Source organism: Tepidiforma thermophila (assembly GCF_002563855.1).
GTDB classification, from domain to species: Bacteria; Chloroflexota; Dehalococcoidia; order Tepidiformales; family Tepidiformaceae; genus Tepidiforma; species Tepidiforma thermophila.
In genome coordinates this window covers 1,149,027-1,172,485 of record NZ_PDJQ01000001.1, presented here as the reverse complement: position 1 = coordinate 1,172,485, position 23,459 = coordinate 1,149,027, and the positions used below count along the sequence as shown (strand labels likewise).

The 23,459-nt window shown below is 70.6% G+C and carries 22 protein-coding genes; 12 read left to right on the top strand and 10 right to left on the bottom strand.

Translation table 11 applies throughout. The features are described from left to right. Positions 1–23: 23 nt before the first annotated feature. Complete coding sequence (locus A9A59_RS14035; RefSeq protein WP_165772535.1) at positions 24–230, bottom strand: hypothetical protein; 207 nt, start codon at positions 228–230, stop codon at positions 24–26. 122 nt (positions 231–352) lie between these two features. Between A9A59_RS14035 and A9A59_RS14030 the strand changes: the two genes are divergently transcribed. From A9A59_RS14030 to A9A59_RS05650, 5 genes are read left to right on the top strand one after another with little or no spacing between them, the layout of a single operon-like run. Continuing rightward, positions 353–844: a 6-pyruvoyl trahydropterin synthase family protein gene (locus A9A59_RS14030; RefSeq protein WP_165772534.1), complete on the top strand. Its 492-nt coding sequence runs from the start codon at positions 353–355 to the stop codon at positions 842–844. Between the two features lie 47 nt (positions 845–891). Then, on the top strand, positions 892–2,373 hold the full coding sequence (locus A9A59_RS14245; protein WP_181950228.1) for a hypothetical protein: 1,482 nt from the start codon (positions 892–894) through the stop codon (positions 2,371–2,373). After that, positions 2,361–2,969, top strand: a complete 609-nt coding sequence (locus A9A59_RS05660) for an archaeosortase/exosortase family protein (protein WP_098503355.1) — start codon at positions 2,361–2,363, stop codon at positions 2,967–2,969. The genes A9A59_RS14245 and A9A59_RS05660 overlap by 13 nt, the downstream gene beginning before the upstream one ends. A gap of 12 nt (positions 2,970–2,981) precedes the next feature. Further along, positions 2,982–4,328, top strand: coding sequence for a TIGR03111 family XrtG-associated glycosyltransferase (locus A9A59_RS05655; protein WP_098503354.1), 1,347 nt, complete (start codon positions 2,982–2,984; stop codon positions 4,326–4,328). A gap of 53 nt (positions 4,329–4,381) precedes the next feature. Next, entirely contained in the window at positions 4,382–5,641 is a 1,260-nt protein-coding gene (locus A9A59_RS05650; RefSeq protein WP_278286807.1) for a CaiB/BaiF CoA transferase family protein, read from the top strand. Here the strand turns inward: A9A59_RS05650 and A9A59_RS05645 are convergent. Together A9A59_RS05645 and A9A59_RS05640 are read right to left on the bottom strand one after the other, a co-directional pair. Beyond that, positions 5,638–6,345, bottom strand: coding sequence for a nucleotidyl transferase family protein (locus A9A59_RS05645; protein WP_098503353.1), 708 nt, complete (start codon positions 6,343–6,345; stop codon positions 5,638–5,640). The two genes, A9A59_RS05650 and A9A59_RS05645, sit on opposite strands and share 4 nt — an antisense overlap. Positions 6,346–6,363: 18 nt before the next feature. Next, positions 6,364–6,561 carry a hypothetical protein gene (locus A9A59_RS05640; protein WP_098503352.1) on the bottom strand — a complete coding sequence of 66 codons (198 nt, stop codon included), beginning with the start codon at positions 6,559–6,561 and terminating at the stop codon, positions 6,364–6,366. Between the two features lie 203 nt (positions 6,562–6,764). Between A9A59_RS05640 and A9A59_RS05635 the strand changes: the two genes are divergently transcribed. Beyond that, the gene (locus tag A9A59_RS05635; RefSeq protein WP_098503351.1) at positions 6,765–8,132 is read left to right on the top strand and encodes an ABC1 kinase family protein; all 1,368 of its coding nucleotides are present in this window, start codon (positions 6,765–6,767) and stop codon (positions 8,130–8,132) included. A gap of 6 nt (positions 8,133–8,138) precedes the next feature. On the opposite strand, the gene A9A59_RS05630 is transcribed toward A9A59_RS05635, so the two are convergent. Together A9A59_RS05630 and A9A59_RS05625 are read right to left on the bottom strand one after the other, a co-directional pair. Further along, positions 8,139–9,029 (bottom strand): glycosyltransferase family 2 protein, encoded by an 891-nt coding sequence (locus tag A9A59_RS05630; RefSeq protein WP_165772533.1) that lies wholly within the window; start codon positions 9,027–9,029, stop codon positions 8,139–8,141. Then, entirely contained in the window at positions 9,026–10,123 is a 1,098-nt protein-coding gene (locus tag A9A59_RS05625; RefSeq protein WP_098503349.1) for a glycosyltransferase family 4 protein, read from the bottom strand. The genes A9A59_RS05630 and A9A59_RS05625 overlap by 4 nt, the downstream gene beginning before the upstream one ends. Before the next feature lie 40 nt (positions 10,124–10,163). On the opposite strand from A9A59_RS05625, the gene A9A59_RS05620 reads away from it, so the two are divergent. Both A9A59_RS05620 and A9A59_RS05615 read left to right on the top strand, forming a co-directional pair. Then, positions 10,164–11,222 (top strand): glucose-1-phosphate thymidylyltransferase, encoded by a 1,059-nt coding sequence (locus A9A59_RS05620; protein ID WP_098503348.1) that lies wholly within the window; start codon positions 10,164–10,166, stop codon positions 11,220–11,222. After that, positions 11,219–12,235: a dTDP-glucose 4,6-dehydratase gene (locus A9A59_RS05615; protein ID WP_098503347.1), complete on the top strand. Its 1,017-nt coding sequence runs from the start codon at positions 11,219–11,221 to the stop codon at positions 12,233–12,235. Before A9A59_RS05620 ends, A9A59_RS05615 begins: the two co-directional genes overlap by 4 nt. A gap of 3 nt (positions 12,236–12,238) precedes the next feature. Here the strand turns inward: A9A59_RS05615 and A9A59_RS05610 are convergent, their stop codons facing one another. Genes A9A59_RS05610 through A9A59_RS05600 form a run of 3 tightly spaced genes read right to left on the bottom strand, consistent with a single transcriptional unit; the run spans position 12,239 to position 15,903 of the window. After that, on the bottom strand, positions 12,239–13,522 hold the full coding sequence (locus tag A9A59_RS05610; RefSeq protein WP_278286806.1) for a molybdopterin molybdotransferase MoeA: 1,284 nt from the start codon (positions 13,520–13,522) through the stop codon (positions 12,239–12,241). Positions 13,523–13,559: 37 nt separating this feature from the next. After that, positions 13,560–13,811 (bottom strand): Lrp/AsnC ligand binding domain-containing protein, encoded by a 252-nt coding sequence (locus tag A9A59_RS14025; RefSeq protein WP_165772532.1) that lies wholly within the window; start codon positions 13,809–13,811, stop codon positions 13,560–13,562. Positions 13,812–13,854: 43 nt separating this feature from the next. Continuing rightward, a complete protein-coding gene (locus tag A9A59_RS05600) occupies positions 13,855–15,903 on the bottom strand; it encodes a thioredoxin-like domain-containing protein (protein ID WP_278286805.1) in 2,049 nt (682 codons plus the stop codon). Between the two features lie 67 nt (positions 15,904–15,970). Between A9A59_RS05600 and pheS the strand changes: the two genes are divergently transcribed. From pheS to A9A59_RS05585, 3 genes are read left to right on the top strand one after another with little or no spacing between them, the layout of a single operon-like run. Next, on the top strand, positions 15,971–17,029 hold the full coding sequence (pheS, locus tag A9A59_RS05595; RefSeq protein WP_098503346.1) for a phenylalanine--tRNA ligase subunit alpha: 1,059 nt from the start codon (positions 15,971–15,973) through the stop codon (positions 17,027–17,029). Positions 17,030–17,045: 16 nt separating this feature from the next. Then, on the top strand, positions 17,046–19,463 hold the full coding sequence (gene pheT / locus A9A59_RS05590; RefSeq protein ID WP_098503345.1) for a phenylalanine--tRNA ligase subunit beta: 2,418 nt from the start codon (positions 17,046–17,048) through the stop codon (positions 19,461–19,463). A gap of 33 nt (positions 19,464–19,496) precedes the next feature. Further along, positions 19,497–20,231: a DUF6081 family protein gene (locus A9A59_RS05585; RefSeq protein ID WP_098503344.1), complete on the top strand. Its 735-nt coding sequence runs from the start codon at positions 19,497–19,499 to the stop codon at positions 20,229–20,231. A gap of 10 nt (positions 20,232–20,241) precedes the next feature. Here A9A59_RS05585 and A9A59_RS05580 read toward each other — a convergent pair whose 3' ends face one another. Together A9A59_RS05580 and A9A59_RS05575 are read right to left on the bottom strand one after the other, a co-directional pair. Beyond that, a complete protein-coding gene (locus A9A59_RS05580; RefSeq protein WP_098503343.1) occupies positions 20,242–20,622 on the bottom strand; it encodes a limonene-1,2-epoxide hydrolase family protein in 381 nt (126 codons plus the stop codon). A 36-nt stretch (positions 20,623–20,658) separates the two neighbouring features. Beyond that, positions 20,659–21,387 (bottom strand): dienelactone hydrolase family protein, encoded by a 729-nt coding sequence (locus A9A59_RS05575; protein WP_098503342.1) that lies wholly within the window; start codon positions 21,385–21,387, stop codon positions 20,659–20,661. Between the two features lie 140 nt (positions 21,388–21,527). On the opposite strand from A9A59_RS05575, the gene asnB reads away from it, so the two are divergent. After that, a complete protein-coding gene (asnB, locus tag A9A59_RS05570) occupies positions 21,528–23,405 on the top strand; it encodes an asparagine synthase (glutamine-hydrolyzing) (RefSeq protein WP_098503341.1) in 1,878 nt (625 codons plus the stop codon). Positions 23,406–23,459: the final 54 nt, after the last annotated feature.

Below are 23,459 nucleotides of genomic sequence, written 5' to 3'. Positions count from 1 at the left end.
GGATGAGAAGGGGGCAGGGCACGTCAGGCGGCGCGCCGGCCGGAGGTGCGTTCGCGGAGGGCGAGCAGCTCGGCGCGGATGCGGAGGAGTATGGGAGTGCTCAGGCTGCCGGACCCGGGGCCCCGGAGGGCGTCGATCAGCCGGATGGCGTCATCGATGCCGGCTTCGTAGCCGGCCTGCCAGGCGGACCAGTCGTGGGTGGTCATCATGGTCGGCTCCTCGGGATTCATACCGGGATTTTCGGCAGCGGGAGACGGTGCTGGAGGTTTCGAGCAGCGGTTCCCCAACATTCACTCAATCGTCGCGCAGGATTCGCCGAACACCATGGGTGAAGACCATCGAGGTTGCATCCATGCGCGCAACGGGTGACAGGCCGGGGGACCCAGAGGCGAAGGTTTCGGTCATCGAGGGGGGGCCAGCGCCCGACCCGCTGCTGGTGCAGCGGGCAGTGGCGGCGGGCCTGCGGTACCGGCTGGCGATTGATTCGTTTTTCGGGGCGTCGCACGCGATTCGGCCGAACGGCGAGAAGCACACGCATTCGTACCGGGTGCAGGCGGTCTTCGTGACGGAGCGGGTGGACGACGAGGGGATGGTGGCCGGTTTCCGGGAGGTGAAGAACCTGCTGGAAGCGGAAGCGAAGCGGTACGCGAACCGGTTCCTGAACGAGATGCACCCGTTCACGGTGGTGCAGCCGACGGGGGAGAACCTGGCGGCAGTGATTTTCCGCAATGTGGAGACGCGGCTGCTGGAGGAGATGCCGGGCGGGCCGCGGCTGGTGAGCGTGACGCTCTGGGAGAACCCGACGATTTCGGTGACCGTCGAGGCCGGGGGTGATGCCGCATGAAGCGGGCGATGCTGCTGCTGGTTATGTTTGCCGGAGTTGCAGGCGGAATGGGCCTGACCGCGGGCCGGGCGCAGGTGCCGGCGACTGCCTCGCTGACGTTCCTTGCGGCAAGCTGCCCGGGCGACAGCGCGATCTACCAGGCGCGGCTGAGCGGGAAGGACCCGAAGGCGAGCGATAACGGGACGCCGCAGGCGGTACCGGCGGATATTGCCGCGTACGGGTGCGTGCCGGGGACGGCGAAGGGGCTGTTCCTGCTGGGCGGCTCGACGGCGAATTCGGTGTTCCTGGACCCGGCGCTGACGACGCCGGTCACGATGTCGACGTCGGGGACGGGGTACGCCGGTGGAGCGACGGTGATCGCACCCGGGCAAACGGTGTACCTGCCGGCGGGGAAGGCGCAGACGCGGCGGTTCTCAGTAGTGGACTACCCGACGACGATTGTGACGGCGGCGCCGCTGCCGTTCATCGACCTGCAGTGCTACCAGGACGGCGTGAACAACGACAACGGCGACGGCATCGGGTGGGGGTCGCTGTCGGTGCCGGCCGGGACGCAGGCGTACTGCATCCTGTACCAGTGGGACGGGACCGAGCCGACGCCAACACCGACCGCGACGCCGACGAAGCCTGCGCCGAGCCCGACGGCGCCGACGGGGACTGCATCGCCCAGCCCCACGGCGCCGCCGACATCTACACCGACGCCGGCGGCGACCGCCACCGCGGGGGGCGGCGGCGGTGGCGGCGGGAAGGCGAAGGGGTTCATCCAGGTGAAGAAGTTCGTGCTGGATGAGAAGGGGAAGTGGCAGCCGGCGGCACCGCCCGGGGAGTGGGTCTTCCTGCTGGCCGACGCGAACAACACGGCGATCCGGAAGTTCGTGGACGGCGAGCTGGTGGAGATTGCGCCGGGCGATTACCTGGTGACGGAGCTGGACCCGGACACCGGGCTGCCGAACCCGCTGCTGTTCGACCTGGTGGAGTCGCCGAAGGGGGCCTCGGCCTGCCCGAAGGAGCCGAAGGGAGGCAACCTGGCGGCGAAGATTTCGCTCTCGGGGAACGAGAAGCAGAACGGCAAGACGTTCCACCTCTGTGCGTACAACAAGAAGCCGGACGGGCCGCCGAAGGTGACGGTGAAGAAGAGCTTTGTGGCGGAGAAGGACGGCGTGGTGGTGTGGCGGGTCGAGCCGAGCGTGGCAGCTGACCTGCTGGTCTGGGACGACGCGGCCTCGTGGTGCGAGGAGTACAACGGGGCCGCGTGCGGCGGGATCGGCAGCGGCGACTACGGGAAGTTCTACGCGACGGCGCCGGGCCAGTACTTCCTCATCTACCAGAAGTTCGACGGAACGGCCGACACGTGCGAAGTGAAGAACACGGTCGAGTGGGGGACGGACCCGAACGGGCCGCGGGAGTCGCTGACCGTGACGTACACGTGCTCTGGTGCGCCGACGATGGGCTGGCTGCTGGTCGGGCTGTTCGGGACCTTCGCGGTTGGGGTCGCCTGGTATGTGAACCGGAAGGCCGAATGGACACGCTGACGTGGTTCGTGCCGGTGTGCATCGCCTGGGCTGCGGCGGTCGCGTTCTTCTGGAAGGCCAGGGCCTGGATCCTGTACTTCGTGCTCGGCGCGGCGGGGTTTGCGGTGCTGGCGGTGGTGGCGATGCGGGAGCTCATGCCGGGCGAGCTGGCGGTACGGGTTGCGACGGCGCACGCGGTGCACGCGATGTCGTGGCTGCTGGGGGTGCGGACGGCGCTGTTCGATGACCGGGCGGGCGACCTGCTGGTCATCGGGGTTCCGCACCACCAGGAGTGGACGAAGCTGACCATCGGGATCGAGTGCTCGGGGGTGCTGGAGACGGCTGCGCTGATGGGCCTGGGGCTGTTCTACCCGGCGCTGCCGCTGGCGAAGCGTTTTGGGGTGCTGGCGGCGGCGCTGGTGCTGACCTTCGCGGCGAATGTGGTGCGGATGCTGGTCATCGTCGGGGCGGTGGCCTATGGCGGCCAGGACACGCTGGACATTGCCCACGTGGTCTTCGGGCGGGCCGTGTTTTTCGTGCTGGCGATCGGCATCTACTGGTATGCGATTACGCGCCCGACGCTGCGGGTGGTGTACGCGCGGCTGCGGGAAGGCTGAGGGAGCAGGGCGATGGTGACCGACTGGTGGCTCGCGGCGATGGGGTTCTGGGGGGTGTGGCTGTTCATCCCGATCATGATTGACGGGTACCAGGCGTTCCGGTACCTGCTGGCGACGCTCATCGGGCGGGCGAAGCGGCTGCCAATCCGGCCGGTGACGGAGGCGCCGCAGGGGAAGTGGCCGTTCGTGACGGTGATTGTGCCGGTGTACAACAGCGCGGGGAGCCTCCGGGCGTGTATCGAGTCGATCCGGCGGCAGAGCTACCCGGCGGAGCTGCTGGAGGTGCTGGCGATCGATAACGGGAGCCGGGACGCCTCGTTCGAGGTGTTCGCGGAGCTGCAGAAGGAGCCATGGGAAGGGGCGCTGCACTGGCTCTCGACGTTTCACCAGGGGAAGCCGTGGGCGCTGAACGTCGGGATTCACCACGCGCGCGGGCAGTACATCATCAACCTCGACTCGGACGTGACGCTGCACGAGGACGCGATCGCGAACATGGTGGCGGCGTTCGAGCACGACCCGGACCTGGTGGCGGCGACCGGTGCAGTGGAGATCCGGCCGGAGGCCGGGAGCAAGGGCTGGCTGCGGCTGCTGCACGAGTGCGAGTTCCAGGAGTACTACTTCGCGTTCAACGTGGGCCGGCGGTTCGAGACGATGGCGAACCGGCTGTTCACGCTGGCAGGGGCGTTCAGCGCGTTCCGGCGGGAGGCGCTGCTGGCTTCGCACCTGTACGACACGAGTACGGTGGGCGAAGACACGTTCATGACGTTCGAGATGCAGGAGCGGTTCCCGGGGAAGCGGGTGGGGGTGGTGACGAGCGCGGTGTGTTACACGGACCCGATCCCGTCGCTGCGGGCGCTGTATGCGCAGCGGGTGCGGTGGCAGCGGGGGGAGATCGAGGTGATCGCGGCGCACCCGAAGCTGGCGAAGCGGGGGCTCTTCTACAAGGGGTTCGCGCCGGTGCGGACGCTGGTGGTGGACCATACGCTGGCCTTCCCGCGGGTGGCGTGGACGTTCCTGATGCCGGGGCTGGTGTTTTTCGGGTATTCGTGGAGCACGGTGCTGCTGGCCGGTGTGGCGCTGTACGGGGCGTACTTTGTGATTGAAGCGGCGACATGGACGACGAGTGCGCTGCTGGTGGTGCACCCGAGCGCACGGCGGCTGTGGCGGGGCTGGTGGGTGGTGCCGTTCATGCCGGCGTACCGGTACCTGGTGTTCTGGATGCGGTTCGCGGGGACGCTGACGGTGATCACCGAAGCGCACCAGTGGCGGACAAAGGACCCGGTAACGGCGACGCGGGAGTACGCGCTGACGCTGGTGAAGGCGTTACCCAAGCCGGGAGAGGCGAAGAAGGCGGCCTGAGCCGGGGGCGGACATTCGACGGGGAGCCCCTCCGCGGGGAGAATCGGGGGACGATGGAACCGCGACGGGAAGGCGCCGGGGGCATGGGGCGGCCGCTGGAAGGGGTCCGGGTGCTGGACCTGACCTGGGTGCTGGCCGGGCCGTTCGGCTCGATGATCCTGGCGGACCTCGGCGCGGACGTGATCAAGGTGGAGCGGCCGCCGTACGGGGACATTTCGCGGACGACGGGGCCGTACCAGAACGGGTGGAGCGGGTATTTCTTCTCGGTGAACCGGGGGAAGCGGAGCCTGGCGATCGACCTGAAGCACCCGGAGGGGCGCGAGCTGTTCCTGCGGCTGGTTGAGCACGCGGACGTGGTGATCGAGAACTTTACGCCGGGGACGCTGGAGAAGCTGGGACTGGGGTACGAGGTGCTTTCGGCGCGGAACCCGCGGGTGATCCTGGCGAGCATCAGCGGGTTCGGGCAGACGGGGCCGTACCGGGACAGGCCGGCGCTCGACATCGTGGTGCAGGCGATGGGCGGGGTGCTGTCGATTACGGGGGAGCCCGGCGGGCCGCCGATCCGGCCGGGGGTTTCGTACGGGGACGTGGTGGCGGGGATGTTTGCCGTGATCGGCATCCTGGCGGCGCTGCGGGAGCGTGACCGGAGCGGGCTCGGGCAGGCGATCGACATCAGCATGCTCGATTGCCAGGTGACGGTGATGGAGAACGCGATCATGCGGTACTTCGTGACGGGCGAGGTGCCGGGGCCGCTGGGGACGCGCCACCCGAGCGCGACGCCGTTCCAGGCGTTCCCGACGGCGGACGGGTGGATCGTGATTGCGCTGGGGTTCGGCGAGGAGAACCAGTGGAACCTGCTCTGCGCGATCCTGGGGGTGCCGGAGCTGATCGATGACGAGCGGTTCCTGACGGGGCCGCGGCGGACGCAGCACCACGCGGAGCTGGAGCCGCTGCTCGCTGCGGCCTTCCGGCGGCGGACGACGGCGGAATGGCTGGAGGAGCTACTGGCGGCGGGCATCCCGGCGGGGCCGGTGAATACGGTGCGCGAAGTGGTGGCCGACCCGCAGGTGCGGGCGCGGGGGATGATCCGCGAGGTGACCCATCCGGTGGCCGGGACGATCCCGATTGCGAACACGCCGGTGCGGATGTCGCGGAGCGAGACGGGTATCACGGGGCCGCCGCCGGACCTCGGAGGCGACACGGCCGATGTGCTCGGAGAGCTGCTGGGGCTCGGCGAGGAGGAGGTCCGGGCGCTGGCGGAGCGCGGCGTGCTCGCGCTGGAGAGCCGGCTGGATATTTCGGAGATTACCTAGGGCTGGCCGGCGCGGTAGTAGGGGCGCTCGGCGAGGATGGCGCGGACGGCAGGCGGGACGAGGTCGGGGAGGATGCCGGCTGCGGCGAGCTCGCGGGCCCGGGTGGAGGAGATGGCGGCGGCCTCGGGCTCGAGTTCGACGAGGATGACCCGGTCCGCGTAGTCGCGGGCGTTGGTGCGGAGCCATTCGGCGACGGCCTCGAGAGCGTGGGGGCCGCGGTTGGCGGCGATGACGCGGCGGCGCTCGAAGAAGCGGTCGAGCTCGGCAGTGATGCTGGTGTAGTAGCGGGGGTCGAAGAGGCGCACGAGGGTATCGAAGCCGACGACGGGGGTCGGGTCGGCGGCGGGGAAAGCAGACTCGAGGGCGGCGACCTGGTCGATGATGCGGGCGGCGTTGGCGGCGAGGACGGCGTGGCGGTAGCCGTCGCGGCGGGCGGCGAGGAGCATTTCGAGGCGCGCCGGGAGGGGTGCGCCGGTGACGCCCTTGTCGACGTTGCGGGTGGTGAGGAGCGCGGCGGGAGTGGCGGAAACGGTTTCGGCGGCGCGTTCGAGGAGGCGGAGGTGTGCGATGGTCGGGGGGTTGAAGGCGGCCGGGAGGAAGGCGACGGGGCCGGCGAGCGGCTCGGGCGCGTCGAAGCGGGCAGCGGCGGGCGCGGGCGTGCTCTCGAGGCGCGCGATGGCGTCGGCGAGCGGGCCGTCGTCCATGCGCTTATGGTAGGGCGCTCAGGCCGAGAAGGTGTGCCGCTCGATGCGCCAGTCGACCTTCCAGAGTTCGTCCGGGCTCATCCATTCGCTCATGATGCGGCGGCAGTGGTGGACGCCTGCGTGGAGGTTGTGGGTGACGAGCGTCCAGCCCGGTTCGGGGTGGCCGGTGACGGCATGGAGGCGGCGAGTGCGTGGGTCGTAGAAGATGCCTGCCATGGTGGTATCCCTCGTACCAACAGTATCGGCTATGCATCGATAGCCTGAATAGATGGAAACCCCACATTCCGGGGGAATTTTTTCCCGGGGCTTGCCGGGGCGAGCGGGACGATTGCGAGGGCCGGGCAAACCGGCGAAGCTGGAAGCGGCCACCCGCGGGGCGGAGCGCCCGGGCGGGAGCGGCGCAGGCGCGGGCACAGGGAATGGAGACAGGACCCACGGGTGCAGCGATGCGGACGGGCCGGCTGGCCCGCACGGTGGTGCCGGCGCGGCTCGCTGCGGCAGCGGGGCTGCGGTGGCTGGATACGCTCCGGTACCGGGGCGAACGGCGGCGCGAGAAGCGGCGGGAGGCGGTGCTGCGGACCGCGGAGGATGTGACCCGGGCGATGGGGGAGATGAAGGGCGCCGCGATGAAGGTTGGGCAGGTGCTCTCGCTGATGGGCGGTGTGGTGCCCCCGGAAATGGCGGAGGGGCTGGCGACGCTCCAGTCGAATGCGCCGCCGATGGCGTACGGGCTGGTGCAGGAGGTGCTGGAGGCGGCGTATGGGCGGCCGCCGGGGAGCGTGTTCCGGAAGTTCGAGCGGGAGCCGTTTGCGGCGGCGTCGATCGGGCAGGTGCACCGGGCGGAGCTGCGGGACGGGACGAAGGTGGCCGTGAAGGTGCAGTACCCGGGCGTGCGGGAGGCGATCGAGCGGGACCTGGCGAACGTCGCCGTGCTGCTGGGCATCGGGGGGCTGGTGGCGAAGGGGCTGGATGTGGGGACGCTGGTTCGCGACCTCGGCGAGGGGGTCCGTGGCGAGCTGGATTACCGGCGGGAGGCGGCGTGGCAGCAGCGGTTTTTCGATGCGTTTGAGGGCCACGGGTTCGTGCGGGTGCCGCGGGTGTACCACGAGCTGACGACCGATACTGTGCTGGTGCAGGAGTGGCTGCCGGGACGGCCGTTCCGGGAGGCGGCGCGGCTGCCGCAGGAGGAGCGGAACCGCCTGGGGGAGATGCTGTACCGGTTCTGCTTTGGGAGCCTGTACCGGCTGCGGCTGTTCAACGGGGACCCGCACCCGGGCAACTACCTGCTGCTGGAAGACGGGCGGGTGGGGTTCGTGGACTACGGGTGCGTGGCCGAGTTCGATACGGCAGTGGTCGAGGGATTCAAGCGGTTGATCCGGGCGCTGGACCGGGGGGACCGGGAGGGGTGGCGAGCGGCGACCGAGGCGATCGGCATCCTGCGGCCGAATGCGCCGTTCACGACCGACGAGCTGTATGAGCACATGCACTGGTACTGGGCGCCGATCCTGGAGGACAAGGTGGAGTACACGCCGGAGCTGGCGGCGGAGATGGTGCGCCGGAACACGATGACGACGGGACTGGGCGGGCAGATCAATCGGTACTGCAACGTGCCGGAGGGGATGGTGTTCCTGACGCGGATCAATTTCGGGCTGGCGGGGGTGTTCGCGAGCCTGCGGGCGCGCGGGCCGTGGCGGGCGATCGTTCGGGAGTATGTGGAGGATGCGCCGCCGAGCACGGAGCTCGGGCGGCTTTCGGCGGGGACGACGCGGAGCGGGCGACCGATTTAGCGGAGGTCAGGAAGGTTCGCGGCCGAGCAGCCGTGCGCGCCCGGCGCGGAGGGCGTAGGAGATTGCGTGGAGACCGAAGCGGAGGGCGATGCCGGCAGCGGTAATAACGTGGAGGAGCGGGTTGCCGCGGAAGTGCTTGCGGTAGTAGCGCCACATGCCGCGGTGGTGCCCGGCCATGGCCCGGTAGACGGCGCGGCGGGAGCTGCCGCCGACGCGGTGGCGGACGGAGGCGCCGGGGAAGTAGCGGACATCGAGGCCGGCGTTGTGGACGCGGCGGCAGAAGTCGACGTCTTCGATGCTGAAGAAGTAGGCGGGGTCGAAGATGCCGACGGCAGCGAGGGCGCGGCGGTGGATGAGCATGAAGGCGCCTGAGACCCAGTCGACGGAGCGGATGTCGTTGTGGTCCCAGTCGGAGAGGAGGTACCGGCGGGACCAGGGGTTGCGGGGGAAGAGCCTGGTCAGGAGCGAGTGGCGGTTGAAGAGCGCGTTCCGGTGGGATGGGAAGGCGCGGGCGCTGGGCTGGATGGAGCCGTCGGGGTTGAGGATGCGGCCGCCGAGGACGCCGACCTCCGGGTTGGCTGCCAGGTAGTCGGCAGCGGCGAAGATGCCGTCATCGAGGAGTTCGGCGTCAGGGTTGAGGAGGCAGATGACGTCGGCGGCGGGGAGGGCTTCGAGGCCGCGGTTGACGGCGGCGGCGAAGCCGAGGTTGCGGCGGTGTTCGATGACGGTGACGGCGGGGAAGGCGGCGCGGATCGCGTCGACGGTGCCGTCGAAGGAGGCGTTATCGACGACGACGGTGGTTGCGAGGAGACCTGGGACGTGGGCCTCGATGGAGCGGAGGGCGGCGAGGGCGAGGTCGCGGCAGCGGAAGGTGACGATGACGATGCCGATGGTCACGGGACGAGCTCCCGGTAGACGGCTTCGGTGAGCTCGGCGGTGCGGGCCCAGGAGAAGCCGGCGGCGTGCTGGAGGCTGCGATGGGCGAGCTCGGCGCGCCAGGCGGGGTCTTCGAGGAGGCGGAGGGCCTCGGCGGCGATCGTTTCGGGGGAGCGGAGCGGGACGAGGCGGGCGGCGCCATCGAGCACCTCGGACATCGCGGGGGCGTCAGCGGCGATGACGGGCGTTCCGCAGGCCATGGCTTCGAGCGGGGGCAGGCCGAACCCTTCGAAGAGGGAGGGGAAGACGAGGGCTTCGGCGCCGGTGAGCAGGGCCGGGAGGTCGGCATCGGGGACGTAGCCGAGGAAGCGGACGGCATCGGCGACGCCGAGGCGGGCGGCTTCGCGGCGGAGCGGGCCGAGGAGGGGGCCGGGGTTGCCGGCAAGGGCGAGAAGGACACCGGGCCGGCGGGCGCGGATACGCGGCAGGGCGCGGACGGCATCGACGGCGCGTTTCCCGGGCTCGGCGGTGCCGAGGCAGAGGAGATAGGGTGCGTCGAGGCCATGGGAGGCGCGGAAGGCGGCGACGCGGGCGGGCTCAGCGGCACGGAGGCCGGCGCGGTGCGCCTCGGGGATGACGCGGATCCGCTCGGCCGGGAGGGAGAGGTAGCGGACGGCATCGGCGGCGACGGCGGAGGAGGGGACGATGACGCGCTCGGCGAAGCGGGCGGTGTGGGCGATGGCCCGGTAGTACCAGCGGCGGGCAGGGCTGTAGCGGCGGGGGATCCGGAAGAAGGTGAGGTCGTGGATGGTGGCGACGCGCGGGACGGGGAGACGCCGGGGGGTGTAGAAGTGGAGGCCGTGAAGGAGGCTGGCGCGGGCCGCGACGGTGGCCTGGCCGAGGGTGCGGAGCTGCCAGCCGAAGCGGCGGGCGGGGGAGCCGCCCGGTACGGGGAGATGCCGGCAGCCCGGCAGCGGGCGGGGTGCGAAGGCGAGGACGTCGAGGCCGGGCCTGGCTGCGAGGGCCGCGGCCAGCTCGCGCATGTAGACGCCGGCTCCTGCGGGGCTCGGGGGGAGGGCGGAGGCATCGAGGGCCACGCGAATCACGCTCGGCACCGGGCGATTGTAGGGTGGGTGCGGCCTATAATCCGCGGGAATGAAGGGAATCGTACTGGCGGGCGGGAAAGGGAGCCGGTTGCGGCCGTTTACCTATTCGGGCGCGAAGCAGCTGGTGCCGATTGCGAACACGCCGGTGCTCCACTTCCCGGTGCGGCAGCTGGTGGAGGCGGGCATCCGGGAGATTGCGCTGGTGGTGGGAGAGACAGAAGGGCAGGTTCGGGAGGCGATGGGCGACGGCTCGGCGTTCGGGGCGCGGTTCACCTACGTGCGGCAGGAGGCACCGCTGGGGATTGCGCACGGGGCGCTGGTGTGCCGGGAGTTCGTGGGTGATGACGCGTTTGTCCTGTACCTCGGCGACAACGTGCTGATGGGCGGCATCGCGGGGTTCGTGGAACGGTTCGCACGGTCGAGGGCAGACGGTGCGCTGATTCTGCGGGAGGTGGAGGACCCGCGGGCGTTCGGTGTGGCGCGGATGCAGGGAGAGCGGCTGGTGGAGGTGGTGGAGAAGCCGGAGCGGCCGCCTTCGAATCTCGCGGTGATCGGTGTCTATGCCTTCCGGCCGGTGGTGTTCGAGGTGATTGCGGGGCAGCGGCCGAGCGCGCGGGGCGAGCTGGAGATTGCGGATGCCATCAACGGGCTGCTGGCGCGGGGCTGCCGGGTGGAGGTGGAGGTGACGCCGCGGGAGTGGATCGACACGGGGAAGATGGAGGACATCCTCGCGGCGAACCGGCTGCTGCTGGGCACGGTGGAGCGGCGGATCGCGCCGGGCGCGCTGGTGCGGGGGAGCCGGCTCGAGGGCGCGGTGGTGATCGAGGACGGGGCGCGTGTGGAGGAGAGCGAGGTGATCGGCCCGGCGACGATCGGGGCGGGCGCGCACATTGTGGAGAGCGTCATTGGGCCAAACGCGGCGATTGGGGAGGGGTGCCGGGTGGTGCGGAGCCGGGTGGAGGACGCGATTGTGATGAGCAGCAGCGAGGTGGTGGACTGCCCGGGGGTGGCGCATTCGATGCTGGGGCGGTTCACGCGGGTGGTGGGTGCGCCGGCCGGGGCGCGGCTGACGCTCGGCGACCACTCGCGGGTGGAGGCGGCCGGGTGAGGGCGCTGGTTACCGGGGGCTGCGGGTTCATCGGAAGCCACGTGGTGCGGGGTCTGCTTGCGGACGGGTGGGAGGTGACGAACCTCGACCGGATGACCTATGCGGCGAACCCGGCGAACGTGGCGGAGGCAGCGGGCCACCCGCGGTACCGGTTTGTGCAGGGGGACATCTGCGATGGGCAGCTGGTGCGCGAGCTGGTGGCCGGGGCCGACCTCGTGCTGAACTTCGCCGCCGAGACGCACGTCGACCGGTCGCTGCTGGAGCCGGGCGTGTTCGTGCGGACGGACGTCGAGGGGGTGGTGACGCTGCTGGAGGCGGTGCGGGAGCGGCCGAGGACGGCGCTGGTGCACATGTCGACGGATGAGGTGTTCGGCAGCATCCCGGCGCCGGGGGAGGCCGCGGAGGATGCGCCGTTCGCGCCGAGTTCGCCATATGCGGCGAGCAAGGCTGCGGCGGAGCTGATGGTGCGGGCGTACGCGGAGACGTACGGGATGGCGGTGACGGTACTGCGCTGCTGCAATGTGTACGGGCCGAACCAGCACCTGGAGAAGTTCATCCCGCTCTTCACGATGCGGGCGCTGGCGGGCGAGCCGATGCCGCTCTACGGCGACGGGCTGCAGGAGCGGGAGTGGCTGTTTGTCGAGGATTTCGTGGATGCGCTGCGGCTGGTGCTGGGGGAGCTCCCGGCACGGCCGGGGGTGCATGCGGTGCACATCGGGAGCGGCGAGCGGGTGGCGAACCGGCGGGTGGCGGAGCTGATCTGCGAGCTACTCGAGCGGCCGGCGGAGCTGATCACGCCGGTGGCGGACCGGCCGGGGCACGACCGGCGGTACGCGCTGGACAGTTCGCGGCTGCGGGCGCGCGGGTGGGCGCCGCGGCGGCGGTTCGCTGAGGGGCTGGCGGAGACGGTGGCGTGGTACCGGGAGCACGGCGAGGCGTGGGCCCGGACGGCGAACGGGGATTTCGCGCGGTATTTCGAGCGGCAGTACGGGGAGCGGCTGGCGCGGCGATAGCCGCTACGGGGCGTGCTCCCAGTCGAGCATGATGCACTCGATTTCGTCGCCGGGATTGGCGGCGGGGACGTCTTCGGGGATGACGGCGAGGGCGTTGGCAGCGCTCATGGAGGTGAGCATGCCGGAGCCCTGCGGGCCGGTGAGGTCGGCATACCAGCGGCCGTCATCACCGCGGGTGACGATGCAGCGGGCGTAGAAGCGGCGGCCATCGGGGTTTCTGACGTAGTCACGGGAGATAGCGCGGACGGTGGGGCGCTCCCAGTCGGAGCGGCCGAGCATGGTGAAGATGGCCGGCCGGCCGAAGAGTTCGAAGGAGACCATGGAGCTGACGGGGTTGCCGGGCAGGCCGAGGTGGGGGACCTTGCGGCCGCCGGGCGCGGTGAAAGCGCCGAAGGCGAGGGGTTTGCCGGGGCGCATGCGGACGGTCCAGAAGTCGATGTTGCCTTCGCGGGCGAGGACGTCTTTGACGACGTCGAAGTCGCCGCGGGAGACGCCGGCGGAGGTGACGAGCATGTCGGCATCGAGGCCCTCGCGGATCTTGGCGGTGAGGTCTTCGACGGTATCGCGGGCGATGCCGAGGATGCGGGGAATGCCGCCGTATTTGCGGACGAGGGCGGCGACGCTGTAGGCGTTGGCATCGTAGATGCGGCCGGGGAGGAGGGGTTCGCCGGGCGGGGTGATTTCGTCGCCGGTGGAGAGGATGGCGACGACGGGCCGGCGAATGACGGTGACGTGGGTGAGGCCGATGGAGGCGAGGACGCCGATTTCGGAGGGGCGGAGGACGCGGCCGGCGGGGATGACGGTGGAGCCGGCCTGGACGTCTTCGCCGCGGCGGCGGATGTTGGCGCCGGGATTGGCGGCCTTGAGGACGCGGACGGAGCCGGCCTTGCGGGCGGCCTCGTTGATGCCGCGGAGGGCTTCGTCGGTCTCTTCGAAGGGGACGATGGCGTCGGCGCCGGGCGGGACCGGGGCGCCGGTCATGATGCGGACGGCTTCGCCGGGGCCGACGGGTGTTTCGAGGACGTAGCCGGCGGCGAGGTCGGCGATGACGCGGAGCTGGACGGGGGCGGCTTCGCTGGCGCCGGCGGTATCGGCCGCGCGGACGGCGTAGCCATCCATGGCGGTGTTATCGAGCGGGGGGATATCGAAGGGAGCGACGACGTCCTCGGCGAGGACCTGGCCGAGGGCATCGAGGAGGGGCTTGCGCTCGGGTTCGAGGCGGCCGAAGTACGCGAGGATGCGCTCGCGCGCCTCTTCGACGGGGATCATGCTGGTGACGGGGAGCATGGTCCTCAGTGTAGCGGAGCGGGGAAGGGGGAGCGGGTCAGGCGAGGCGGACAGCGAGGCAGGTGGTGGTGCGCTGGACGCCGTTGACCTTCTGGATGGCCTCGGTGATGGCGTTGCCGAGGGAGTCGAGGTCGTCGGCTTCGACCTGGGCGATGACATCGAAGGGGCCGGTGACGGTATCGACATTGATGAGGCGGGCGCCGGGGTAGCTGAAGTTCTGGATGGCGGCGCTGACGGACTTGGCTTTGCCGACTTCGGTTTCGATGAGGATGTAGCCGCGGACGGCCATGCGTGGTCCCCTCCAGGAGTGATGCGGGGATGATACGCGAAGGTCAGCGCTCGGGCAGGCCGAGCTGGAGGCGGGGTTCGGCGACGGGCGCGCCGGGGACGACCTCGATGGGGACGCGGTAGGCCACCCGGGCGACGAAACAGAGCGCCTCCTGGCCCTCGCGGCAGTAGTAGGCGGAGACGGTAGCCGTGAGGACCGCGCTGCCGGGAGCGAGAATGACCGGGACGGGGAAGCTGACGGACGGGTCGTCGGTGCGCCATTCGAGCCGGTGTTCGCCGGGCTCGATGACGGCAGGGTTACTGGAGGCGAGCTCGAGGGCGGATGGAGCGAGGGCGTTGAGGTGGTAGCCGGGCGGGGCGGCGACTTCGATGCGCAGGTTGGCGGCGCCGGGCGCGACGGTTTGGGCCGGGAGGTCGCGCGTTTCGAGGGGGCCGGCGGCCGGCGGGCGGAGGAGTTCGATGTTCGAGAGGGCGAGGGTGCTGACGGTGCCGGCCGCCGGGTCGAAGGTGCGGACGAGGTGGTTGGCTGAGTCGGCGATGTAGAGGAGGCGGCCATCCCAGGCGAGGCCGGCGGGCTCGGCGAAGCGGGCCTGGCCGGCGGCGCCGTCGGACCAGCCGCGGTCGGAGCCGGCGGCGGTGCCGAGCTGGCGGGTGGCCGGGTCGAGCACGCGGATGCGGTGGTTGTAGGTGTCGGCGATGTAGAGGACGCCGTCGGCAAAGGCGATGCCCTGGGGGTGCTGGAGCTGGCCCTGGCGGCCGGTGCCGTCGCGGTCGCCGTAGTCGAAAAGGCCGGTCCCGACGAGGGTGCGGACCTCGCCGTCGCCATCGATGGGGACGGTACGGACGGCAGAGGCTTCGGGGTCGACCCAGTACAGCCGGGCGCTATCGGCGGTGATACCGGAGGGCTGTGCGAGGGTGGCCATCTCCCGGCGGGGGCCGTCGTCGAGGCCTTCGCGGGAGGTGCCGGCGAAGACGTCGATGGTGCCGGCGGCGAGGTCGAGCACCCAGACCTGGTGGACACCGGCCATGGTGATGAAGAGCCGGCTTCCGACCTGGACGAGGCCCCAGGGGGAGGCAAGGTCCACCTCGCGGGCGGGCTCGGGGCCGCGGGGAAGGCGGGTGAGCTGGCGGCCGGTGCCGGCGATGGTGCGGGTTTCGCCGGAGGCGAGGTCGATGGCGCGGACGGCGTGGTTGCGGGTATCGGCCACGTAGAGTGTGCGGCCATCGGCGGAGAGGGCGAGCCCCTGGGGGTCGCGGAAGGCAGCCTCGGCAGGGGCGCCGTCGGCGAAGCCGGGCTGGCCGGTGCCGAAGACGCGGAGGACCTCACCGGAGCTGGCGGCTTCGATGATTCGATGGTTGCCAGCGTCGGCGATGTAGAGGCGGTCGGCGGCGGCGGAGACCGCGACGGCGGAGGGGTAGCCGAGGGTGGCCGTGGCCGGCGGTGCACCGGGGACGAGCGGGAGCGGCCCGGTGCGGAGGAGGCCGCGCCCGGCGAATTCGGCCACGAGCGAGGCGAGGATGGGCTGGAAGAGCGGGTAAACGCCTTCGCCTTCGTGGTAGCCGACGAGGTTGCCGGCCGGGTCGATGAGCACAAGGGTAGGCCAGGCGCGAGCGCCGTAGGTGGTCCAGACGCGGAAGTCGGCGTCGTTGATGACGGGGTGGGCGATGCCGAGGCGGCGGATCGCTTCGCGGATGGTGTCGTCCTCGTGCTCCTCGGCGTACTTGCCGGAGTGGACGCCAATGACGACGAGGCGGTCGCCGAACTCGGCTTCGAGCCGTTTGAGGTCGGGGACGATGTGCTGGCAGTTGATGCAGCCGGCGGTCCAGAAGTCGAGGAGGACAATGCGGCCGCGGAGGTCTTCGAGGGAGAGTGGGCGCTGGACGTTGAACCAGGTGAGGCCGGGCGGGAAGGGGGGAGCCGGTTCGGTGCCGGCCCAGGATTTGCGCTCGGGCTGGGAGGACACGTCAGCGTATCCTGCGGGGGCAGAGCGTTCGGACCCGCGTGAGCAGGCGACGGCGATGATGGCGGCGAGCGCCGCGGCGAGTGCGAGGCATATGGTGATGATACGGGTTGGGCGGGCGGGCCGTTGCACCCTGCGAGTGTAGGCGGGGTGAGGGGCCACGGACGGTAAGGACGGGTGCGCCTATACTTGGAAGCCCATGACGACCGAGACCGGGAATCTTTCGCGCCTCGAAGAGGAGGCGCTGGCGGGCCTTGCGGCGGCCGGAGACGAGGCGTCGCTGGAGCGCTGGCGGGCGGCGTGGCTGGGGCGGCAGGACGGACGGGTGACAGTGCTGCTGCGCGGCATCCGGGAGGTGCCGCAGGAGGAGCGGGCGGCCTACGGGGCGGCGGTGAACGCGCTGAAGGGGCGGCTGGAGGCGGCGCTGGAGGAGCGGCGGGCGGCGCTCAAGCGTGCGGAGCTGGAACGGCTGGCGCGGGAAGGGGCGCTGGATGTGACGCTGCCGGGACGGCCGCAGCCGCTGGGGAGGCTCCACCCAATTACGCGGACGCTGCGGGACTGCCTCGAAGCGTTCAAGGCGATGGGGTTCCGGGTGGCGGAGGGGCCGGAGGTGGAGTGGGACCGGTACAACTTCGATGCCGCGCGCATCCCGGAGGACCACCCGGCGCGGGACATGTGGGACACGATCTGGGTGAATACGCTCATCGATGGGAAGCGGCGGATGCTGCTGCGGACGCACACGACGCCGAACCAGATCCGGGTGATGGAGCGGACGCCGCAGCCGCCGGTGCGGGTGGTGGTGCCGGGGAAGTGCTACCGGCAGGAGGCGACCGACGCGACCCACGAATGGATGCTGACGCAGATCGAAGGGCTGGCGGTGGACGAAGGGGTGCGGATGAGCGACCTGAAGGGCGTGCTGTATGAGTGGGCGCGGGCGATGTTCGGCTCGGACCGGCGGATTATCTTCCACCACTCGTACTTCCCGTTCGTTGAGCCGGGCGTGGAGATGGCGATCGACTGCTTCATCTGCCGGGGCGACGGGCGGCAGTGCCACACCTGCCACGGGACGGGGTGGATCGAAATCCTCGGGGCAGGGATGGTGCACCCGGAGATCATCGACAACGCCGGCTATGACTCATCGAGGGTGACGGGCTTTGCGTTCGGCATCGGCGTGGAGCGGGTGGCGATGCTGCGCTGGGGGATCGAGGATATCCGCCACTTTTACAGCAATGACCTGCGGTTCCTGAGCCAGTTCTGAGCGAGGAGAGGACGAGATGAAGGTTTCGCTGAGCTGGCTGCGGGAGTACGTGGACGTCCGCCTGCCGATCGAGGAGCTGGCGCGACGGATTACGGACGCGGTGGCGGAGGTGGAGGGGTGGAGGGTCATCGGCGAGACGTGGGACCCGGCGCTGGTGCGGGTGGCGAAGGTGGTGGCGGTGGAGCCGCACCCGAACGCGGACCGGCTGCGGCTGGCGACGGTGGATACGGGGCAGGAGACGGTGCAGGTGGTATGCGGGGCGCCAAACCTTGCAGTGGGCCAGACGGTGGCGTTCGCGAGCGAAGGGGCGCGGCTGATTGACGGGCACACCGGCGAGCCCACGACGCTCAAGCTGCGGCCGATCCGCGGGGTGGAATCGGCGGGCATGGTGCTGAGCGAGAAGGAGCTGGGGCTGAGCGACGAGCACGAGGGGATTCTCGTGCTGCCGGAAGGGACGCCGGTCGGGGTTCCGCTGGCGGATGTGCTGGGCGACGTGATCCTGGAGGTTTCGACGTGGGCGAACCGGGCAGACCTGCTGGGGATGGTGGGGTTCGCGCGGGAGGTGGCGGCCCTGACGGGCGGCGTGCTGGGGGAGCCGGACCGGCGGTACAGCGAGAGCGGCCCGGACGTCAGCGAGCTGGTATCGGTGGCGATTGAGGCGCCGGACCTGTGCCGGCGGTTCACGGCATCGGTGATCGAGGGTATCGAGATCGGGCCGTCGCCGGCGTGGATGCAGGAGCGGCTGCGGAAGGCCGGGATGCGGCCAATCAACAACGTGGTCGATATCACGAATTATGTCATGCTGGAGACGGGGCAGCCGCTCCATGCGTTCGACTACGACCTCGTGCGGGGGAAGCGGATTGTGGCGCGGCGGGCACGGCCGGGCGAGCGGCTGGTGACGCTCGACGGGGTGGAGCGGGAGTTCGACAGTGAGATGCTGCTGATTTGCGACGGCGAGGGCCCGGTGGGCGTGGCGGGGGTGATGGGCGGGGGCAACAGCGAGGTGAACGAGGGGACGACGCGGGTGCTGCTGGAGGTCGCGAACTTCCGGGCGGGGTCGATCCGGCGGACGTCGACGCTGCTGAAGCTCCGAACGGAGGCCTCGCTGCGGTTCGAGAAGGGGCTCGGGCCGGAGATGGCGATGTACGCCCAGCAGCGGGCGCTGCACCTGTTCGAGACGGTGTGCGGTGGCAGGATTGCGCGGGGAATCGTGGACGTGTACCCGAGCAAGGAGCCGCCGCGGACGATCCTGCTGGAGGCGGCGCGGATAGCGCAGGTGCTGGGGATTGAGGTGCCGGTGGAGGACGTGCGGCGGATCCTGGGCGACCTCGGGTTCCTGGTCCACCACGTGCCGCCGGCGAAGTACAGCGTGCAGGTTCCGCCGTGGCGGCCGGACGTGGAGATCCCGGACGACCTGGTGGAGGAGGTCGGCCGGATTTACGGGTACGACCGGCTGCCGACGACGATGCTGCGGGGGACGCTGCCGCCGCCGGAGGAGAACCCGGTGATGGCGCTGCGGGAGCGGCTGCGGGACCTTGCGGTGGCGCTGGGATACCAGGAGGTCATCAATTACACCCTGACGACGCGGGAGAAGCTGGCGCTGGTGACCGACCCCATGGACACGGTGCGGCGGAACCCGCTGGGGGTGGTGAACCCGGTGGCGGCGCAGCATGCCTACCTCCGCACGAGCCTGCGGAGCTCGGTGCTGGAATCGTTTGCGGCGAACCGGCGGCAGGCGGAGGGCCCGCTGCGGCTGTTCGAGATTGGCTTCGAGTACCTGCCGGTGGAGGGCGACCTGCCGATTGAGCGGCCGGTGCTGTGCGCGGTGCTGGGCGGGCCGCGGGAAGGGCGCTGGCGCGTGGGCGGCGGCGAGGCGCTGGACTTTTTCGATGCGAAGGGTGCGGTGGAAGCGATGCTCGGTGCGCTCGGCGTGCGGGGCACGTTCGTCCCCGCGGAGGAGCACGGGCTGCTGCCGGGGCACACGGCGAAGTTCGGGGTCGGGAGCGAGATGGCAGGCATCGTGGGGCAGGTGCACCCGGAGACAGCGGCGGCGTTCGATATCGACGAGGCGGTGTACCTGTTCGAGGTGTGGGTGGAGGACCTGGTCCGGCACCTGCCGGAGCGCCCGCCCTACCAGGCGCTTTCGCGGTACCCGGCGGTGAGGCTTGACCTTGCGGTGGTGGTCGATGCCGCGGTGCCGGCGGGCGCGGTGCTGGAGCTGGTCCGGTCGCACCGGAGCCAGGGGGTGCAGGTGCGGGCGGAGCTGTTCGACGAGTACCGCGGGCCCGGGGTGCCGGAGGGGAAGAAGTCGCTGGCGCTGCGGCTCTGGCTGCGGGCCGATGACCGGACGCTGACGGACGACGAGGCGCTCAAGGTGGGCCAGGGGCTGCTGGCGCGGCTGGGCCGGGAGTTCGGCGCCACGCTGCGCGGCTAAGGCCAGGGCGAAACGCCCCGACAGGAGAGAGGGATGGGCGAACGGATTGTGGGGAACTTCCACCGGATTTTCGAGCCGGATTCGGCGTGGGCGATCGGGTCGTTCCTGCTGCCGGATGGTTCGCGGTGGGAGTACCGGGAGCCGAACGCGGTGGTGCTGGTGCGGAACGGGTGGCTGCAGGTTGCGGCGGTGCCGTACACGCGGAAGCACGACCGGGTGCAGATCCTGGACAACGCCAAGCACATGTACTTTTCGAAGGAGCGGTTCGCCGTGCCGGAGGGCGGGCGGATTACCTTCGAAATCCAGGTGGCGGCGCGGACGGTGGGCACCCGGCCGGGTGACCTGTACGACGGGTACGTCTCGTGGAACCTGCTCGACCTGGAGACGGGGTGGGCGTTCGACTTTTTCACCGGGGGCGACACGGTGGCGACGGTGTACGGGCGGCTGCCGTTCCCGGGTGCGCGGCTGCCGGAAACGGGGGAGGCGCGGGCGTTCTGTATCTTCCACGAGCTGCACGACCTGCCGACGGCGCAGGGGCAGGTGCACGCCTACCGGATCACCTACGACCAGGGGGCGAACACGGTCGAATTCGAGGCCGACGGCAGGGTGGTCGACCGGTACGAGCACGTGCCGGACCGGATTACGGGGTTTACGGCTGCGCTCGGGCTGATGTCGGAGATCGACATCGAGGATGGGCGGTCGGTGAGCTGCCACGGGCAGGGGGTCATCGGGCGATGGAGCCCGATGCGGGTGGTGACGGAGCCGTAATGGGGGCCGGTTAGCTGCCGGAGAGGGCCTTGAGCCAGGTGTTCATGTCGAAGTAGTCGCGCCAGGCGCAGATCCGCTCGCCGCGCACTTCGAAGGCGCCGGCGACGGGGAGTTCGATGAGACGGTCGCCGGCGGCGAAGCGGTCGATGCGCTCGTTCATCACGAAGTTGCCATCGGCGACCTGGCGGAGGACTTCCCAGCCGCGGGATTCGACCTGTGCGAGGAAGCCCTGGAACACGGCGGCGATCGCCTCCGGGCCTTTCACTGGCTGGGCGGGGATGTTGTGGTAGACGGCGTCTTCAGTGAAGTAGGAGGCGAGGCGGGCAGGGTCGGGGCGGGGCTGCTGCCACTCGGCGATGAAGGCGTTGACGACCTCGGCAGGCGAACGCATGGCAGGGGCTTCCTCCGGTTACGGGGTGCTGTCGCGCTAGAGGATATCGTGTTCTTCGCGGCCGCCGGGAAGGGGTGCGCCGGCGAGGGCAGGCGGGAGCCACTCGGCGAGGAGGCGGTCGATGGCATCGCGGGCCTGGATGAGCGAATGGCCGGCTTCGGCGAAGAGGGCGATGCGCTTCGGTTCGCGGGCGCGGCGGTAGATGTCTTCGCTGGCCTCGTGGCTGAGGACGGTATCGGACATGCCGTGGATGAGGAGAAGCGGCCGGCCGAGGGTTTCGACATCGGCGGTGCCGTAGAGCTGGGGGGACATGGCGACGACGCCCCGGACGGCGGGGTGGAGTTCGGCGGCCTTGATGACGACGGCGCCGCCGAAGCTGTGGCCGACGAGGGCGAGTTCTTCGGCGCCGATGCCGCGGAGGAAGGAGCAGCCGGCGAGGACGTCGAGGACGCATTCTTCGAAGACGTTGGGCTGGCGGTAGTCGACGCGGAAAACGGTGACGCGGGCATCGGCGAGGAGGACAGGGAGGCGGGCGTACAGGCCGTCCGCGGGGCCATCGACGCCGCCCATGGCGCCGCCGACACAGATGACTGCGGAGGTGCCGCCTTCGACGGGGTGGAGGATGCCCTCGATGGGGCCGCGGGTGGTTTCGAGGCGGATGCGGAGGGCGCCGGGTGCGGATTCGACGGGGAGGGCGCCGACGCGGAGGATGCGGAGGTCGAGGTCCCCGGGCTCTTCAGCGTCGTCCCACATGTTGCCGGGCATCGGACGGAGTATACGTCACGCGCGGGCGGGATGGTTTTCTTTCCGCTGGCGAAAACTTCCCTGAGAGGTGCCGGCTGCTAGTATGCGGGCAGATTGCTGCCGCCGGGAGCGGGCGACGGCGCGGTGGAGGCCTGACGCGCATGTGCGGGATAGCCGGCATTCTTTCCCTCGGCGCCGGGGAGGTGCCGCGGGAGGACGTGCTCGCCATGGCGCGGCGGCTGCGGCATCGCGGCCCGGACGGGGAGGGGAGCTACTTTGGGCAGGGGATCGGGTTTGGGCACACGCGGCTGGCGATCATCGACCTGAGCCACGCCTCGGACCAGCCGTTTGCGGACGAGGCGGCGGGGCTGGTGCTGGTGTTCAACGGCGAGATTTACAATTACGTGGAGCTGCGGAGGGAGCTGGAGGGGCTGGGCCACCGGTTCCGCTCGCAGGGGGACACGGAGGTGCTGCTGCGGGCGTTTGCGCAGTGGAGGACGGGGGCGTTCGCGCGGCTGAACGGGATGTTTGCCTGCGCCATCTGGGACGAGCGGCGGCGGGAGCTGGTGCTGGCGCGCGACCGGTTCGGCGAGAAGCCGCTCTACCTGGCGCGGACGGGGCGGGAGGTGCTGTTTGCGAGCGAGATGAAGGCGATCCTTGCGGTGCGGCCGGAGCTTCGGGAGCCGAACCTGCGGGCGGTGTACCGCTACATCGCCCGCGGCGACCTCGACCAGGACGCGGAGAGTTTTTTCGCGGGGATTGCGAGTCTGCCGGCCGGGCACTACCTGGTGCTGGACCGGGAGGGGCGAGGGACGCCGCGGCGGTACTGGCTGCCGCGGGCGGCGGAGACGCCGCGGCGGCATGCGGAGGCGGTGGAGGCGTTCCGGTCGCTGTTCTTCGATGCGGTGCGGATCCGGCTGCGGAGCGATGTGCCGGTCGGGAGTTCGCTGAGCGGGGGCATCGATTCGTCGAGCATTGTGTGCACGATTCACGCGATGAAGGAGGCGCTGGGACTCGGCGAGCAGCACACCTTCAGCGCGCGGTTCGCATCGGCGGCACACGATGAGGGCCGGTTCATCGACCTGGTGGCACAGCGGTGCGGGGTGCACCGGCACGACACCTGGGTGGAGCCGGAGGCGTTCGAGGCGGCGTTCGCGGCGCTGCAGTACCACCAGGAGGAGCCAATCGCGAGCACCAGCCCGTTTGCGCAGTGGATGGTGATGCGGCTGGCGCGGGAGCACGGGACGACCGTGCTGCTGGACGGGCAGGGCGCGGATGAGCTGCTGGGCGGTTATACCCAGGCGCTGGGGATGTTCTTCGCGCACTGGCTGCGAACCGGGAGGCTGGACCGGGCGGCGGGGCTCCTGTGGGGGTCGTGGCGGCGGTACGGATCGCTGCGGGCGCCGGCGCTGTTCGGGGCGTACTACCTGCTGCCGGCCAGGGTGCGCGACCGGCTGGCGGAGCGGTACTTTGGGTCGGGGGCGCTGGTGGCGCCGGAGGTGCATGACCGGTACGCGCCGGCGCACGCGGCGACGATTGCGCCGTTCCGCGACCGGCTGCGGAACGAGCTGGTGCGCTGGCAACAGACGACGCAGCTGCCGGAGTTCCTGCGCTATGCGGACCGGAACAGCATGGCGTTCAGCCGGGAGGTGCGGCTGCCCTTTCTCGACCACCGGCTGGTGGAGTTCTGCTTCGGGCTGCCGCCCCAGTGGCTGCTGGAAGGTGCGACGACCAAAGCGATTCTCCGGCGGGCGATGGAGGGCATTGTGCCGGACGGCGTGCTGAAGCGGCGGGACAAGCTGGCGTATGCGCCGCCGCAGCGGAGCTGGGCGCAGGGCCCGCTGAAGGGGTGGATCGTCCGGCACCTCGAGGGGGCGGCGCGGCGGCAGGACGTCTTCGACGCGTCGGCGGTGCAGGCGGTGCGGGAGGGGTTCCTCCGCGGCGGGGGCGACGTGCTGGCGTGGCGGGTGGCGAGCACGGAGGCGTGGTTCGCGCAGATGGTCGACCGGGCGCCGGGGCTGCCGGCCGGGTGCGAATGAGCGAATGCTGGTAACCTGCCGGGTTGGAACGGGCGGGGGCCGCCCCTGCTGACT

What these genes read in the sequence shown, in the direction of transcription:
- A9A59_RS14035 (WP_165772535.1), bottom strand. Translation starts at nt 230, where the DNA reads ATGAATCCCGAGGAGCCGACCATGATGACCACCCACGACTGGTCCGCC.
- A9A59_RS14030 (WP_165772534.1), top strand. Translation starts at nt 353, where the DNA reads ATGCGCGCAACGGGTGACAGGCCGGGGGACCCAGAGGCGAAGGTTTCG.
- A9A59_RS14245 (WP_181950228.1), top strand. Translation starts at nt 892, where the DNA reads ATGGGCCTGACCGCGGGCCGGGCGCAGGTGCCGGCGACTGCCTCGCTG.
- A9A59_RS05660 (WP_098503355.1), top strand. Translation starts at nt 2,361, where the DNA reads ATGGACACGCTGACGTGGTTCGTGCCGGTGTGCATCGCCTGGGCTGCG.
- A9A59_RS05655 (WP_098503354.1), top strand. Translation starts at nt 2,982, where the DNA reads ATGGTGACCGACTGGTGGCTCGCGGCGATGGGGTTCTGGGGGGTGTGG.
- A9A59_RS05650 (WP_278286807.1), top strand. Translation starts at nt 4,382, where the DNA reads ATGGAACCGCGACGGGAAGGCGCCGGGGGCATGGGGCGGCCGCTGGAA.
- A9A59_RS05645 (WP_098503353.1), bottom strand. Translation starts at nt 6,345, where the DNA reads ATGGACGACGGCCCGCTCGCCGACGCCATCGCGCGCCTCGAGAGCACG.
- A9A59_RS05640 (WP_098503352.1), bottom strand. Translation starts at nt 6,561, where the DNA reads ATGGCAGGCATCTTCTACGACCCACGCACTCGCCGCCTCCATGCCGTC.
- A9A59_RS05635 (WP_098503351.1), top strand. Translation starts at nt 6,765, where the DNA reads ATGGAGACAGGACCCACGGGTGCAGCGATGCGGACGGGCCGGCTGGCC.
- A9A59_RS05620 (WP_098503348.1), top strand. Translation starts at nt 10,164, where the DNA reads ATGAAGGGAATCGTACTGGCGGGCGGGAAAGGGAGCCGGTTGCGGCCG.
- A9A59_RS05610 (WP_278286806.1), bottom strand. Translation starts at nt 13,522, where the DNA reads ATGCTCCCCGTCACCAGCATGATCCCCGTCGAAGAGGCGCGCGAGCGC.
- A9A59_RS14025 (WP_165772532.1), bottom strand. Translation starts at nt 13,811, where the DNA reads ATGGCCGTCCGCGGCTACATCCTCATCGAAACCGAAGTCGGCAAAGCC.
- pheS (WP_098503346.1), top strand. Translation starts at nt 15,971, where the DNA reads ATGACGACCGAGACCGGGAATCTTTCGCGCCTCGAAGAGGAGGCGCTG.
- pheT (WP_098503345.1), top strand. Translation starts at nt 17,046, where the DNA reads ATGAAGGTTTCGCTGAGCTGGCTGCGGGAGTACGTGGACGTCCGCCTG.
- A9A59_RS05585 (WP_098503344.1), top strand. Translation starts at nt 19,497, where the DNA reads ATGGGCGAACGGATTGTGGGGAACTTCCACCGGATTTTCGAGCCGGAT.
- A9A59_RS05580 (WP_098503343.1), bottom strand. Translation starts at nt 20,622, where the DNA reads ATGCGTTCGCCTGCCGAGGTCGTCAACGCCTTCATCGCCGAGTGGCAG.
- A9A59_RS05575 (WP_098503342.1), bottom strand. Translation starts at nt 21,387, where the DNA reads ATGCCCGGCAACATGTGGGACGACGCTGAAGAGCCCGGGGACCTCGAC.
- asnB (WP_098503341.1), top strand. Translation starts at nt 21,528, where the DNA reads ATGTGCGGGATAGCCGGCATTCTTTCCCTCGGCGCCGGGGAGGTGCCG.